The sequence below is a fragment of the Nocardiopsis sp. NPDC101807 genome (assembly GCF_044766605.1).
Taxonomy (GTDB): Bacteria; Actinomycetota; Actinomycetes; order Streptosporangiales; family Streptosporangiaceae; genus Nocardiopsis; species Nocardiopsis tropica.
The window spans coordinates 742486-755907 of the sequence record NZ_JBIWMK010000003.1; the positions used below are offsets into that span (position 1 = coordinate 742486).

The 13422-nt window shown below is 69.3% G+C and carries 13 protein-coding genes and 3 CRISPR repeat arrays; of the genes, 6 read left to right on the forward strand and 7 right to left on the reverse strand.

The annotated features are described in order from the left end of the window. Positions 1-252: 252 nt before the first annotated feature. Together ACIRPH_RS12705 and ACIRPH_RS12710 are read right to left on the reverse strand one after the other, a co-directional pair. A complete protein-coding gene (locus tag ACIRPH_RS12705) occupies positions 253-444 on the reverse strand; it encodes a DUF397 domain-containing protein (protein WP_402913176.1) in 192 nt (63 codons plus the stop codon). A 75-nt stretch (positions 445-519) separates the two neighbouring features. Further along, positions 520-1290, reverse strand: coding sequence for a GntR family transcriptional regulator (locus tag ACIRPH_RS12710; RefSeq protein ID WP_402913178.1), 771 nt, complete (start codon positions 1288-1290; stop codon positions 520-522). Positions 1291-1471: 181 nt separating this feature from the next. On the opposite strand from ACIRPH_RS12710, the gene ACIRPH_RS12715 reads away from it, so the two are divergent. The 4 genes from ACIRPH_RS12715 to ACIRPH_RS12730 all read left to right on the forward strand — a co-directional run bounded on the left by ACIRPH_RS12715 (position 1472) and on the right by ACIRPH_RS12730 (position 4185). Then, positions 1472-2401: a Scr1 family TA system antitoxin-like transcriptional regulator gene (locus ACIRPH_RS12715; protein ID WP_402913181.1), complete on the forward strand. Its 930-nt coding sequence runs from the start codon at positions 1472-1474 to the stop codon at positions 2399-2401. Between the two features lie 113 nt (positions 2402-2514). Continuing rightward, positions 2515-3045, forward strand: coding sequence for an ATP-binding protein (locus ACIRPH_RS12720; protein WP_402913183.1), 531 nt, complete (start codon positions 2515-2517; stop codon positions 3043-3045). Then, entirely contained in the window at positions 3042-3416 is a 375-nt protein-coding gene (locus ACIRPH_RS12725) for a hypothetical protein (protein ID WP_402913185.1), read from the forward strand. Before ACIRPH_RS12720 ends, ACIRPH_RS12725 begins: the two co-directional genes overlap by 4 nt. Positions 3417-3675: 259 nt before the next feature. Then, positions 3676-4185, forward strand: coding sequence for a GNAT family N-acetyltransferase (locus ACIRPH_RS12730; RefSeq protein WP_402913187.1), 510 nt, complete (start codon positions 3676-3678; stop codon positions 4183-4185). 34 nt (positions 4186-4219) lie between these two features. Continuing rightward, a CRISPR array of direct repeats spans positions 4220-4794; the repeat unit is 29 nt; unit sequence GGGTCCATCCCCGCGTGCGCGGGGAGCAG. A gap of 279 nt (positions 4795-5073) precedes the next feature. On the opposite strand, the gene ACIRPH_RS12735 is transcribed toward ACIRPH_RS12730, so the two are convergent. The 4 genes from ACIRPH_RS12735 to ACIRPH_RS12750 all read right to left on the reverse strand — a co-directional run bounded on the left by ACIRPH_RS12735 (position 5074) and on the right by ACIRPH_RS12750 (position 8830). Further along, a complete protein-coding gene (locus ACIRPH_RS12735; protein ID WP_402913190.1) occupies positions 5074-5409 on the reverse strand; it encodes a transcriptional regulator in 336 nt (111 codons plus the stop codon). Further along, on the reverse strand, positions 5399-5869 hold the full coding sequence (locus tag ACIRPH_RS12740) for a hypothetical protein (protein ID WP_402913193.1): 471 nt from the start codon (positions 5867-5869) through the stop codon (positions 5399-5401). Before ACIRPH_RS12740 ends, ACIRPH_RS12735 begins: the two co-directional genes overlap by 11 nt. Before the next feature lie 163 nt (positions 5870-6032). Then, positions 6033-6305: a CRISPR direct-repeat array (repeat unit 29 nt; unit sequence GGGGCCATCCCCGCGTGCGCGGGGAGCAG). A 361-nt stretch (positions 6306-6666) separates the two neighbouring features. Continuing rightward, positions 6667-7599 (reverse strand): aldo/keto reductase family oxidoreductase, encoded by a 933-nt coding sequence (locus ACIRPH_RS12745; protein ID WP_402913196.1) that lies wholly within the window; start codon positions 7597-7599, stop codon positions 6667-6669. A 145-nt stretch (positions 7600-7744) separates the two neighbouring features. Next, complete coding sequence (locus ACIRPH_RS12750) at positions 7745-8830, reverse strand: GntR family transcriptional regulator (protein ID WP_402913198.1); 1086 nt, start codon at positions 8828-8830, stop codon at positions 7745-7747. Positions 8831-9093: 263 nt separating this feature from the next. Here ACIRPH_RS12750 and ACIRPH_RS12755 point away from each other — a divergent pair, with 263 nt between their 5' ends. Next, a complete protein-coding gene (locus ACIRPH_RS12755) occupies positions 9094-10293 on the forward strand; it encodes a DUF418 domain-containing protein (protein WP_402913200.1) in 1200 nt (399 codons plus the stop codon). Positions 10294-10369: 76 nt separating this feature from the next. Then, a CRISPR array of direct repeats spans positions 10370-11505; the repeat unit is 29 nt; unit sequence GGGTCCATCCCCGCGTGCGCGGGGAGCAG. 149 nt (positions 11506-11654) lie between these two features. On the opposite strand, the gene ACIRPH_RS12760 is transcribed toward ACIRPH_RS12755, so the two are convergent. Next, positions 11655-12251 carry a TetR/AcrR family transcriptional regulator gene (locus ACIRPH_RS12760; protein WP_402913202.1) on the reverse strand — a complete coding sequence of 199 codons (597 nt, stop codon included), beginning with the start codon at positions 12249-12251 and terminating at the stop codon, positions 11655-11657. A 202-nt stretch (positions 12252-12453) separates the two neighbouring features. Between ACIRPH_RS12760 and ACIRPH_RS12765 the strand changes: the two genes are divergently transcribed. Beyond that, positions 12454-13416, forward strand: coding sequence for an alpha/beta hydrolase family protein (locus tag ACIRPH_RS12765; RefSeq protein ID WP_402913204.1), 963 nt, complete (start codon positions 12454-12456; stop codon positions 13414-13416). Positions 13417-13422: the final 6 nt, after the last annotated feature.

Below are 13422 nucleotides of genomic sequence, written 5' to 3' on the forward strand. Positions count from 1 at the left end.
GGAGCAGAGCTGGCGGTCAGCCCAGGCGTCGATCTGGAGGGGTCCATCCCCGCATGCGCGGGGAGCAGCCATGCCCGGAGGCGCGACAATACACCGCCGGAGGTCCATCCCCGCGTGCGCGGGGAGCAGACTCGATGACCTGCGAACTTACCAGCGCCAAGCGGCCATTTTTGCAACTTGTCGAGAAACAGCCATCAGGAACACCGACACCTATACCGAACACCTGGACACACGCGAGAACAAAATTGCACCTCACTCACTCCTCCGCACCTCGCGGATGAAGGCGTCCCACTCCCTGACAGGGAAGGCAAGAAAACCGAGCTCTGGATGCTTGGAGTCTCGCATCGCCGTGGCGTCGTCCAGGTCGGATACCTCGACGCAGTTGGACGAGGTCCCGCTGTAGCTCGACTTGAACCAACGCGACCCGCAACCACCGACTCGCACAGTGTTGCCCTCCGAGCAAGGAACCAACAAACAGAAAGAGGCCCGACTCCTTGAGGAGTCGGGCCGTATATGCCCTTAGTCGGGCACCGCGAACTTGTAGTCGAAAACCGCCATGTCACCCCGGATGAGGAACTGAGCCACGTCAAGAGGCCCGTCGTCCGTGTGGTATGTACGGATGACCTCGAAAATGGGCGTGCCCGGCGGAATCTGGAGACGCCCCGCCTCCGGACCTGTGGGCATGCGGGTGCTGATCTCTTCCTGAACCTCGCGCACGGGGCTGATCGCGTTGATACGCGCGATGTGCCCTCCCGCACCCTCTCCGGCAATCAGAGCCGGAGAGCGCTCGCCCGTGCCAAGGCTGAAGTAGCTGTCAGCGGACTGGTTGATGGTTCCGTCAAGCTTCGTGACGCGCTTGCGGACATAAACGAGATCGCCCACGTTGACGTCCGGCAGGCGTTCGGCGACGAAGACCGGCGCAGGCACTTGACTGGTCTCAGCTTCCTGCTCCACGGTCTTACCCTGGTCGGCACCCTCCGCACTCAGTAGAGGCTGAGGCTTGGCGCCGGCCCAAACGGACTTGCTGTAACGCTGGATACCGTATCGGCGCACCTGCTTCTGCTCCCTTACGTAGGTACCACTGCCCTTCCTGCTACTCAGGATCCCCTCCTGTCGCAGCAGGTCGATGGAGCGACGGGCCACCATCATGCTCACTCCGTACTCAGCGGCGATCGTGTTGAGCGTAGGAAGCTTGTCGCCCGGGTTGAGGTCACCCCGTCGAATCTGGTTGCGCAGGTCATCCGCGATGCGGACCTGCAACGGGCGGGCATCTGTGGTCTCGTCACTCATGTCTCTCACACTAGCGGCACGCATGTTTGTATACAAACCACTTGCACGCGAGTCCTCCATGCGCTCTAATTCTTGTAAGCAAGCATACAAACTTTGCCAACTCACCTTGGGATCGCAGGGATACCGCCATGCCCGAAGGCGACCACGGAGAGTTGACCAGCCCATACCCAGGAGGAGCGTCATGGCAGTTGACAGGACTGAGCGTGCGACTACGAGCGGGGACGGCCCCGTCTCGGGGTGGGAGCGGTACGGGGAACGGGTGCGGGCGGCGCGCGAGCGGCTCGACCTTTCCGTCGAGTACGTCGCCAAGAAAGCCCTGACGTACGCGAACATGGTCCGCGACATCGAGACCGGCGCTTCCGAGCCGGACAGCACCGTCATCCGCCACCTGGACAAGGTCCTGGAAGCGGAGGGTGTCCTGTGGGACGCCTGGGCGCAGATCTTCCTCAGTTCCCGACTCCAGGCCGGGGCGACCGTGGGCGACCTCCTGTTCCACACCTACCAGGTCCGCCACTACGCGCCCCTGGTCCTGCCCGACGGCTACCTCACCGAGGAGTACGCCCGCGCCCTCCTCCGGGTGGAGCGTCCGATGGAGTCGAGTTCCTTCCTCACCGACCGCCCGGCGGTGCGCGAGGTCTCAGGTCTGTTCTCCGGAGCGCCCTACTACTGCCTGATCGTCGACGAGGCCGCCCTCACCCGACCCGTAGCCCCGCCCAAGGTCATGCGCGAACAGCTCACCCACCTGCGCAAGCTCGCCATGAAGGACAGCGTCACCGTCCACGTCATCCCGGAGGGAACGGCTCCCCACCCCGGCCTGCGCGGCGCGTTCTGGACCCTGTCCTTCTCCCCCCGGCACAACCTGGCCTATACTCCGCTCCCCCACGGTCCCGGCCATCTCGTCACCGACGCCACCCAGGTCAAGAGCTACAGCGACCTCTTCGCCACCCTCCAGGGCGTCTCGCTGCCCGCCGCGAGTTCCCTGCGGATCCTGGACGAGGCGATCGAACGCTTCCCGGACAAGCCCAGGCCGCGCGCCATCACGACCGGCCCCTCCGATGACGGGATCGGCTCGGCCCTTCGGCCCGCGCAGAGCACAGCCGCACCGGCCTGACAACCGCTCCCCCGTGTCCCTGGCCGGACACACGAATGCCCCGGCGGGTGTTAGAAGCACCCCCAGGGCTCGGCCAGCACCCACTTAACCTCTTAGACCGAGGAGATGCCGACATGACCATTGTGCCGCAGCCCCCTGCAGCCTCCCCCACCCCGGCCGTGCCCGGCCCACGCTGGGAACCGCGCCTGTACCCCGGAACCCTGGCCACCACCAGCCGGGTCCGCTCCGACCTGCGTAGCGACCTGGGCCGGCTCGCCGGGATCGAACCGGACCTGGTGGAGACCGTCGTGCTCTGCGCGAGCGAGATGTTCGCCAATGCCGTCGAGCACTCGCGGTCGGGCGAGAACGATGGGCGGGTCATCCGCACCCTGACGGTTCCCACCGCCTCCCTGGCCGGGGCCGCCCTGCGCCTGTCGATCATCGACGACGGGGCACGGGTCTCCCACCCCCGGATTCCTCGCCAGCGCACACGCGAGGAGTGGCAGGAAGCCGAACGAGGACGCGGCCTGCTCCTCGTCGACCACCTGGCCACGGCGTGGGGAGCCCGCCGGGTCGTGGACTTCCCCTTCTGCGAAGGACTGGGCACCGTAATCTGGGCCGAGTTCGCCCTGGCCCCCGCTTCGCGCCCCGGAGACGGACGATGACCATCTCCTCCACACGGTTGACTCCCGGTGTCCGCTCCGTCCTGGAGGCGCCCCGGGGACAGCGCTTCTCACATCCGCGTCATCAGGCCGTCTCCACCAGGGAAGAGCTCCTCCTCGCCCAGATGGGCGACAACCCGCGCGTGGCCTACCGGCAGCGCCACGGGATCCTGCCCGCGTGGATGGAGGTCCAGCACGCTCGCCTCTCCCCCGCCTCCGTGGAGACGCGGACCGTAGCCCCGCCGCCTCGCCCCCGTCACCGCTCCCATCGCAAGGTCCGTGGAAGCGGAAGCTTTGGCCTGGCCCTGTGCTGCCACGCCCTCGCGGCGGTGCTCGGGGCCTTCGCGCACCACGTGCTCTCGCCCCTTCTCTGACGGGTCACCCCCGTGTCGGGGGCAGGCGGCAGGGTTCTAGGCCTCCGACTTCCGACAGGGGAGAAAAGCCTGCCACTGCTAGAATCCACACCGACGACAAGGCCTCCCCGGGCCGGACACACCTCCGCCGGGGAGGCCTTTTTCGTGCCCGGGATCGACGATCCAGGGGTGTCAGCGCTCCTTTCCGACGCCGTTCCCGCCTGTGCGTGACGTCGACGGAGAAGGGGCCGCCAGTCAGCCGTTCACGCAGAGGAGTCCCGTGTCAGAAGTCTCCGTGCGCCTCGCACACACCGCCGATCACCTCGTCGTGGAGCGGCTGTGGCTGATGTTCAGCCATGACATGTCGGGGTTTCGCGGACTGTTGCCCGACCCGGACGGGACCTTCCGCAGCGAACGGCTCCGGGCAGCCTTCACCGACTCCGACTGGGCGCCGTACGTGGCGACGATCGGCGACCGACCCGTCGGCTTCGTGTTCGTGCGCGGGTTGGGCGGACGGGAACGGGTGCTGAACAGCTTCTTCGTGGTGCGGGGAGCGCGAAGGTCCGGGGTCGGGCTGCGCATGGTCCGCGAGGTCGTGGCCAGGCATCCCGGGCCGTGGGCGGTCGCCTTCCAGGACGCCAACACGGCCGCGGTGCGGTTCTGGCGCCGGGCTGCCACGGAGATCGCCGGTGACGCCTGGTCCGAGGAGCGCCGGCCGGTGCCGGGGCGGAAGGACCTGCCTCCTGATGTGTGGATCTCGTTCGACACGTCCGTCCGGCGCGGAGGCTGAGCCAGCGGAACGGCTGGGGTTCGTGGATGGCAGCCCATCCCCGCGTGCGCAGGGAGCAGGATCTGATCAGCGGCCGTCTGGGCGGGGACCAGGGGCCATCCCCGCGTGTGCGCGGGGAGCAGGGTGTGCTCGCCGGCGTGGTCGCGCTCATCCCGGGTCCATCCCCGCGTGCGCGAGGAGCAGGCGCGGGCGGCGGCCACCTCGGCGTTGAGGTCGGGTCCATCCCCGCGTGCGCGGGGAGCAGGCCGACAGGTCGAGTCCGATGACCCGAGGTGCGGGTCCATCCCCGCGTGCGCGGGGAGCAGGCCGACAGGTCGAGTCCGATGACCCGAGGTGCGGGTCCATCCCCGCGTGCGCGGGGAGCAGAGCGTGGGAGGCAGCGGCAATCAGGCCGCGGTGGGTCCATCCCCGCGTGCGCGGGGAGCAGGGCGGGCACCCCACCAGCCGGGGCGGAGCCGGGGGTCCATCCCCGCGTGCGCGGGGAGCAGAGCCTGCCACCGGACGCGGCGACGTGCGGGGGGGTCCATCCCCGCGTGCGCGGGGAGCAGGGTGGACGAGCTGCCGGAGATCCCCGGCGTGCGGGTCCATCCCCGCGTGCGCGGGGAGCAGAGTCGATGACCTGCGAACTTACCAGCGACGAGTAGTCGTTTTTCCAACTTCTCGAGAATTTGACACTCGGAACGAAACGCATGAAAGTCCCATTGCCACCCAAGAGATCACGCAACACCCCATAATTCCCGCGCTCACAACAGGAGCAGCACCATAAGAGACTCTCCCATACGTCGCGATCAGTTCCAGGCCGCTACCAAACAGCCCGTCCCCCGGCCAGCACGAGGAAAGGGCTCCGCCCACCACCGATCGCCAGGACCGGTAGCCGCACGCCAGAGCTCAGCCGTCACCCTGTTCAAAGGACGGAGAGAGCCGCCCCTCCGCCAGATCGCGCAGCGCAGCCAGATGGCTGTCGAAGGCCCGCCTCCCCAGGGAGGTCAGGGACACCGTCGTGGTCCGGCGCGCGTCCCCACGGGAAGCCGAAGCAGACTTGGCGGTGCGCACGTAGCCCAGGTCGACCAGACTGCGGACCGTCTTGGACAGGTTGGCCTCGCTCAACCCCAGGGCCGAACGGAGAACCGCGAAGTCGGCACTGTCGACAGGGCGTAGCAGTCCGCAGATGCGCAGTCGGTTGGGCGCATGGATGGCCTCGTCGAAGCGGGGATCAGCGGCCACTGCGCAGCTCGGTGTCGTAGAAGCGGTCGTAGACACGGCATCCGGCCAACACCATGACGAAGGTGAAAACGGCAACGGCGGCCACCCACGGCCGCATGCCCATGAGCGTCAGCGTCTGGGAGAGGCCGAGGAGCACCACGACGGCCACACCCACCACGATCAGCACCCCGAGGCTTCGCGGACCTGCCGTGCGACTGATCGCCAGTCCGGTCCGCTTCTGGTAGGCGAGCACCAGAAAGATCAGCGAGACGCTTCCCGCGACGACGACCATGCTCTGCACGAACGGCGTGGGAGCTGCAGGCGAGGCCACGAAGGCGGCGGTGATGGCCGCGAGCGCCGGATAGAACCAGGGCGGCGTGACAATGTGGTCCGCCAGCGTCGAGCGGTCGGCGTTCAGTGCGTCGAGGGCCGCCTGGGCGGCGTCGGGGGTCCTGTCGTGGGGCGACTCATGACTTTCCATGGAGTTAAGTGTTTCACTTGCCTTCGAGTTAAGCAAAGTGACGATGGACTCAGGCTCCCCTCCCGCCTCCTCGACACCTGGGAGCGCACTCCTCCAGGGCGTGGTCCTCGCGTCCAGACCTGACACGTGCGCCGGTACAGAAGGGCCTCGGCGAGTCCCGGTAGGGGCCATCCCCGCGTGCGCGGGGAGCAGCCCATCACGAAACAGCTCATGGAGGAGCACCTGGGGCCATCCCCGCGTGCGCGGGGAGCAGGGACACTGCGGCCAAGCAGGGTGTCCCGCCCCGGGGCCATCCCCGCGTGCGTGGGGAGCAGACCGAGTTGCACCACCGGTGGGTCAGGCGCAGGGGGCCATCCCCGCGTGCGCGGGGAGCAGCCAAAGGGGGCCAAGGGCCAGAAGTCGCTGTCGGGGCCATCCCCGCGTGCGCGGGGAGCAGACTCGATGACCTGCGAACTTATCAGCGACAAGCAGCCATTTTTGCAACTTGTCGATAATTAGACGCTAGGAGCAAAAAGCAAGAAAAGACCACACCCCACCCACAAACCCATACATCACCCAGAACTTCTCCGGCTCGCGCCGGAGCGGCGCCACAGGACACCTTTCCATACCTCCCGCAGTGCCGCCCGATGCCCGTCGAAGGCCCGCATTCACAGCAGAACCAGGGGGTGGCCCTCGTGGCTCGGCGCGCCTCCCCACGTCCGTGTCGGCGTTCCGAAAGGCCGGAGGCCCCCGGAACGGCCTGCCGGACGGACGGCCGTGGAGTACGGCGTCCGTCCGGCAGACCGCCCGAGACGGGGTTACGGCACGGTGTACCCGGCGGCGCGGAACACCTCGTACCACTCGGGCCGGGTCAACGGTATGTCCGAGCCCTGGGCCGCCGCGGTGACGCGTTCCGGCGTGGTGGTGCCGATGACCACCTGCATCCGCGCGGGGTGCCGGGTGATCCACGCGGTGGCGATCGCGATCGGCGGCACGTCGTACTTCGCCGCGAGACGGTCGATGACCGCGTTCAGCTCCGGGAAGCGCGGCGAACCGAGGAACGGCCCGTCGAAGAAACCGGCCTGGAACGGTGACCACGCCTGCAGGGTGATGTCGTGCAGCCGGCAGTAGTCGACGAGGCCGTCATCGCGGCTGACCGACTGATCCAGCCCCTGCATGTTCGCGGCCACGCCCTGGGCGATGAGCGGGGCGTGCGTGATGGAGAGCTGCGCCTGGTTCGCCACGATCGGCTGCCTCACGTAGCGGCGCAGCAGGTCAATCTGTCTCGGCGTGTGGTTGGAGACCCCGAAGGCGCGCACCTTGCCGGCCTCGGCGAGGTCGTCGAACGCCCGCGCCACCTCCTCCGGCTCCACGAGGGCGTCCGGCCGGTGCAGCAGCAGGATGTCGATGTAGTCCGTGTCGAGCGCCTTCAGCGAACCGTGCACCGTCTCCATGAGGTGCTCGTAGGAGAAGTCGAAGTACGGGCCGTCGGTGACGATCCCGGCCTTGGTCTGGATCACCAGCTGTTCGCGCTCGGCGGGGCTCAGCCGCATCGCCTCGGCAAAGCGGCGCTCGCAGCCGTGCGGCTCGCTGCCGTAGATGTCGGCGTGGTCGAGGAACGTGATGCCCGCGTCGATCGCCGTGCGGACGAGGGTGCGTACCTCCTCGTCGGTCTTCTCCTGGATGCGCATCAGACCGAGCACCACGTTGGGTGCGGTGATCTTGGTGCCGGGCAGAGTGAAGGTCTTCATGCGCAACTCCCTATCACGGGCGGAAGTCCGAGGGGCGTCCCTGCGTACGACGGGACCGGAGCGCCGCGCCGGAGCGCACGCGGCCGGGGGCGGACCGGGTGGTGGGAGCCGTCCGCGAGAGGCATGGCCCGGCCGGCGGAACCGCTTACCCCTGCCGGAGCGGGCACGAACCGGGACCGGGATCAGAGTCCTGGACGTCGGGGTGGGGCACGGCCCCGCCGGGACCTTCTGCGGTGGCCGCTCCCCCCTCGATCAGGGGCGTGAGGCCGTCGAGCAGGTGCTTCATGCCGAGCTCGAAGACCCCGTGCACGTCGGGCGGCCCCGAGATGCTGAACGTGAGCGGGTACCGGCCCTGTTCGGCGAGCCGGAGGAACTCCGGCCCCCGGGACCGCCACCAGTGCTCGGCGTCCATCCCGAACTCGTAGTCCTCCACCACCGCCCGCGTGGCCTGGAGCGCCATCCCCGAGGTGTAGGCGGACACGAAGGTGAGCACCGCCATGGCCTCGTCCGGTGAGCGGCCCCGGGCGCTGACGACCCTCATCATCCACTCGGCGTTCTCCAAGAGCTGGGGGGACTGGACGGCTCCGGCGAGCATGGTCAGCCGAACGGTCCAGGGGTGCCTCCGGTAGATGCCCCACTCCGTGCGGAGCGCCAGTTCGAGGGCTTCCCTCCAGTCGGCGGGCGGCGGTTCGGGAAGCGCGTGCTCCGTGTACACCTGGTCGATCATCGCCGTCACCAGCGCGTCCTTGTTCGCGACGTGACGGTACAGGGCCATGGTGCTCACCCCCAGCTGGGTGGCGACCCTGCGCATGGACAGGCCGTCGATGCCCTCGCCGTCGGCGATGGTGATGGCGACCCGGACGATGGCCTCCCTGGTGAGGGCAGTGTCGGCGGCCGGGCGGCGTTCCGTCGGCTCCGACGGACGCGGGCGTTCCCGTGGAATCCGGTATTCCCTCCGCCCCTGGGAGCCTCGTGGGTCCGGTGCGGAGTCCGGCTCCCCCTTCCGCACGAGGGTCCCCACCCCGCGCACCGCTTCGACCAGGCCCTCCTGGCGCAGCGCCGCGAGCGCCTTGGTGGCGGTGGCCATGGCCACCCCCCACTCGCGCATGATCTCCCTGGTCGAGGGGACCCGATCCCCCGGTCGCAGCTCCCCGGCATCGATGCGCGCGCGGATGTCGGCGACGACGCGCGCGTAGGGCGGCAGCTCCTGTTTCGCAGTCGTGGACATCACAGACCCCTCGATCCTTCTCCGCTTGCCCAGAGTGTACTAGTGCGCAACGGGACATCGAGCACCTCGGCAAAGATGCCAGGGTAACCCGAGAAGCCCTTCAACTCCCCCTAGTGCACTAGTACTGACCGACGAAAAAGCCTTCCTATATAGGGTTTCTTGAAGACAGAGGGTGTGTACTCTGTACGCAAGGCGCATCACTCAGAGGCGTACACCTCGGCGCGTACGCCGTCCCCCAGAAATCGACGGCCCTTTCGGAGGCCACCATGACCCACACATCCGCTGCCGGGCCCGCCACCGCGTCCGTCCCGGACCGCCCGCTCCCGCTCGACCGCCGTTCCCTGGCCCCGGACCTGGCGCGCGGCGTCATGCTGCTGTTCATCGCACTCGCCCACACCCACCTGTTCACGGTGTTCATCGGCGGACCCGAGAACACCGCCACCGCCGCGGACCAGCTCACCGTCGCGGGCACGACCATGTTCGTCGACCTGCGCAGCTACCCCATGTTCGCGGCCCTGTTCGGCTACGGCCTGGCCCAGATCCACCGCCGCCGCAGCGAACAGGGATACTCCTGGCCCCGGACCCGCGGCCTGCTGCGCCGGCGCGGCCTGTGGCTGATCGTCTTCGGGCTGGCGCACACGGTGCTGCTCTTCCCCGCGGACATCCTGGCCGTCTACGGCCTGGTGACGCTGCTCCTGATGGGCGTTCTACGACTGCGCGACCGGACCCTGGTGGTCCTTGCGGCGCTCTGGCTCCCCGTGGCCGCCGCCGTTCACGCCCTGGTCGCCAGCGACAACGCCATCACCGGCGGGGGTATGCCGCTGATGCCCGAAGGGTTCGCCGACGAACTCCTCTTCCGCCTGACCCTGTTCGCGGTGCTGGCCGTGGTCATGTTCATCAGCACCCTCGTGCCGTTCATGATCGGCGTCCTGGCGGCCCGGCACCGGATCCTGGAACGGCCCCACGAACACCTGCGGCTCCTGCGCACGACCGCGTTCGCGGGCATCCCCCTGGCCGCTCTGGGCGGCCTCCCCCTGGCGCTGGACAAGGCGGGGGTGTGGACCGACGCCAGCCCCGGGGACGTCCTGCTCACCAGCGGCCTGCACCAGGTGAGCGGTTACGCGGGCGCCCTGGGCTACGCGGCGCTCATCGGCCTGATCGCGGCCCGCTTCACCGGTCGTCAGGGGCCGGTGACCAACGCCCTGGCAGCGCTCGGACAGCGCTCCATGACCTTCTATCTGGCCCAGTCGGTGGCGTGGGCGGCGCTGTTCTCCTCCTACACGCTCGACGTGCACCTGACGTCGCCTGCCGTGGGCGTGGGTATCGCGGTGGCCGTGTGGCTGACCACGGTGCTGCTCGCCGACCTCATGCGCCGCCGGGGCATGCGCGGGCCGGCCGAGGTGGCGCTGCGCCGCCTCACCTACGGGGGCGGAGCCGGCGGAAGCAGGGGAAGCGGTCGCGGGTAGGCGGGGTCGCCCCCGCCAGGCGTGCCGCTCCGGGTGCCTGGCGGGGGCGACGTGTGTGCGTCAGACATGAGGCACCGGGACGATCCCCGCGTGCGCGGGGAGCAGTGGACGGCGCCCTTCTGGGGTTGGTCACGCTCGGGTCCATCCCCGCGTGCGCGGGGAGCAGACGGCGCGTCCGAAGGTGGGCGGCTTGAGGCGGGGTCCATCCCCGCGTGCGCGGGGAGCAGATCCGCGACATCGACCCGGAGGCGCAAGACGAGGGTCCATCCCCGCGTGCGCAGGGAGCAGGGCGTCGCGGACTCTTCGATGCTGATGGGGTTGGGTCCATCCCCGCGTGCGCGGAGAGCAGCCGCCGTCGATCGCTACCCGTAGGGCATCGGGGGGCCCATCCCCGCGTGCGCGGAGAGCAGTCCATGAGCCACTGCCTGAGCCAGCGCACGGCGGGTCCATCCCCGCGTGCGCGGGGAGCAGTGTTCAGGGTGCGGATCATCGGGTGGGGCTCCGGGTCCATCCCCGCGTGCGCAGGGAGCAGCCGTTCAGCCCAGGACGCCTTGTAAGCGATAGGGGTCCATCCCCGCGTGCGCGGGGAGCAGAGGTCGACCGTGGGGAAGTTCTGGGGGTTCGCGGGTCCATCCCCGCGTGCGCGGGGAGCAGCAGTTGGAGGGGAGGGTGGCCTTGCGGGAGGAGGGTCCATCCCCGCGTGCGCGGGGAGCAGCGCGCGTCGACGTCGTCCCGTGCGCTGTTGTGGGGTCCATCCCCGCGTGCGCGGGGAGCAGGCGTGGACCCAGGGGGACGCGGACTCCGCCCAGGGTCCATCCCCGCGTGCGCGGGGAGCAGTCCACCGGGTCCGAGATGTGCCCGGCGGCGTAGGGTCCATCCCCGCGTGCGCGGGGAGCAGCCGTGCGGCCGTCGGCGATCTCGCGGAGCATCCGCCGGAGGGTCCATCCCCACGTGCGCGGGGAGCAGCTGATCGCGCCGGGGAGCGGGTACAGAGACGGGGGTCCATCCCCGCGTGCGCGGGGAGCAGCGCCGCGCTGAGGCACGGGCGGCCTGCGGGCACCGGGTCCATCCCCGCGTGCGCGGGGAGCAGGTCGGAGCAGGGTTGTGGTGGGGCGGAGGGGTGGGTCCATCCCCGCGTGCGCGGGGAGCAGCAGCACGAGGACCGGATCCGGTACTGCCCCAAGGGTCCATCCCCGCGTGCGCGGGGAGCAGACTCGATGACCTGGCAACTTACCAGTGGCAAGCAGCCGATTTTACAACTTCTCGAGAAACCGTCATAAGCAACAAAAGCCCCAAAAGGAATGCCGACGACTCCAGCCGACACAACAGAGACCCACCCCTTTCCGAACCGGCCGCAGGCCTCAGGAAGCGCCCGACTCCTGGAGCCCCCGGAGAAGCAGCGCGACCAGCCTGCGTGGATCGTAGCGCGGGTCCCCGTCGGATCCGATGCAGAGGTTGCCGACGCCGCGCATCAGCTCATACGCCCGCACACCCGACCTGACCTCTCCAGCCTCGACAGCCGCGTCGAGCAACTGCTCGGCGACGGGCAGCAGACGGTCGAGGAAGTACGTGTGGAGCGCGGCGAAGCCGCTGCTGTCCGGTTGCGGCGCGTTCGCGAGTCCGTGCTTGGTGACGAGGAAGTCGACGAACAGGTCGATCCACCGGCGCAGGGCCTCGAACGGCGAGTCGGTCTCGGCCAGCAGCCTCGGGCCGGCTTCGGCGCAGGCTTCGACCTGGTGGCGGAAGACGGCGACCACGAGGTCCGCCCGTGTCGGGAAGTGGCGGTAGATCGTCCCCATCCCGACCCCTGCCTTGGCGGCGATCTCGCGGATCGGCGCGTCGACACCCGAGGCCACGAAGACCTCGGCAGCCGCGGCGAGGAGCTTCTGCTGGTTGCGCACCGCGTCGGCCCGCCTGCTCGGCCCCGCAGCCTTTCCTGCCTTGTCCGATGCGGGCATCACACCCTCCTTCCCCCAGCCGCCAATGAAGCAGAGCGGTGTTCCACTTGCAAAACGGAACAGTGCTCCGTATCTTAAACGGAGCGCCGTTCCGCTTGTTTCCATCCTACGCCGGACGCCGCCCGACCGTCCTCACGCGCCATCGACGCCACAGGAGCAGCGGCGAAGGCCTCCGACAAGATCCCGAAGGACAAGGCACCCCATGAGTTCTGCGGCCTCCACCCGCGTCACCGTCGTCCCGCCCGCCCCCGTACTGTCGTTCAGCCCCGTGGTCCTGCCCGTTCCCGGGCGCCCCGTGGACATGCAGATCCGTGTCACGGCACCCCTGAACGGGACCGACCTGCCGGTCATCCTCCTCTCCCACGGGCACGGCTTCTCGAACAACCTGTCCTCGCTCAACGGCTACGGCCCCCTCGCCAACCTCTGGGCTGCGCTCGGCTTCGTCGTCGTCCAGCCCACCCACCTCAGCTCCGCGACGCTCCGGCACGTGCTCGCGGACACCCCCACGGAACCCATGTCCTGGCGCTCCCGCGCCGAGGACATGAGCCACGTCCTCGACCGGCTCGACACGATCGAGAACACCGTGCCGCAGCTCGCCGGACGCGTGGACCACGGCAGCGTCGCCGTGGCCGGGCACTCGCTCGGCGGATTCACCGCCGCCCTCCTGCTGGGCGCCCGGGTCACGGACCCCGACGCCGGGGAGGAGGTGAACCTCGTCGAGCCCAGGATCGGGCAGGGTGTGCTGCTGGCCGCGCCTGGCCGGGGCGGCGACATCCTGACCGGGCCCATGGTGGAGCGGATCCCGGTCCTGCGGAGCATCGACTTCTCCACGATGGCCACGCCCGCGCTGGTCGTGGCCGGTGACAAGGACGATCCCCGGCACTTCACGGACATGGGGCCGGACTGGTACGCCGACCCCTACCGCCTCTCCCCCGGCCCCAAGACCCTGCTCACCCTGTTCGGCGCCGAGCACGGGCTCGGAGGGGTCGCCGGATACGACGCCGACGAGACCACCGATGAGAGCCCGGAGCGGGTCGCCGCGCTCGGACGGCTCTCGGCTGCCTACCTCCGCAGTCGGTTCCGCCCCGGCGACGACGCGTGGCAGGAGGCGCAGGACGCGCTGACCGGCGGCCCCGAGGGCTTCGGACGGGTCGAGTCCAAGTAGCGCACG

What these genes read in the sequence shown, in the direction of transcription:
- ACIRPH_RS12710 (WP_402913178.1), bottom strand. Translation starts at nt 1,290, where the DNA reads ATGAGTGACGAGACCACAGATGCCCGCCCGTTGCAGGTCCGCATCGCG.
- ACIRPH_RS12715 (WP_402913181.1), top strand. Translation starts at nt 1,472, where the DNA reads ATGGCAGTTGACAGGACTGAGCGTGCGACTACGAGCGGGGACGGCCCC.
- ACIRPH_RS12720 (WP_402913183.1), top strand. Translation starts at nt 2,515, where the DNA reads ATGACCATTGTGCCGCAGCCCCCTGCAGCCTCCCCCACCCCGGCCGTG.
- ACIRPH_RS12725 (WP_402913185.1), top strand. Translation starts at nt 3,042, where the DNA reads ATGACCATCTCCTCCACACGGTTGACTCCCGGTGTCCGCTCCGTCCTG.
- ACIRPH_RS12740 (WP_402913193.1), bottom strand. Translation starts at nt 5,869, where the DNA reads ATGGAAAGTCATGAGTCGCCCCACGACAGGACCCCCGACGCCGCCCAG.
- ACIRPH_RS12745 (WP_402913196.1), bottom strand. Translation starts at nt 7,599, where the DNA reads ATGAAGACCTTCACTCTGCCCGGCACCAAGATCACCGCACCCAACGTG.
- ACIRPH_RS12755 (WP_402913200.1), top strand. Translation starts at nt 9,094, where the DNA reads ATGACCCACACATCCGCTGCCGGGCCCGCCACCGCGTCCGTCCCGGAC.
- ACIRPH_RS12760 (WP_402913202.1), bottom strand. Translation starts at nt 12,251, where the DNA reads ATGCCCGCATCGGACAAGGCAGGAAAGGCTGCGGGGCCGAGCAGGCGG.
- ACIRPH_RS12765 (WP_402913204.1), top strand. Translation starts at nt 12,454, where the DNA reads ATGAGTTCTGCGGCCTCCACCCGCGTCACCGTCGTCCCGCCCGCCCCC.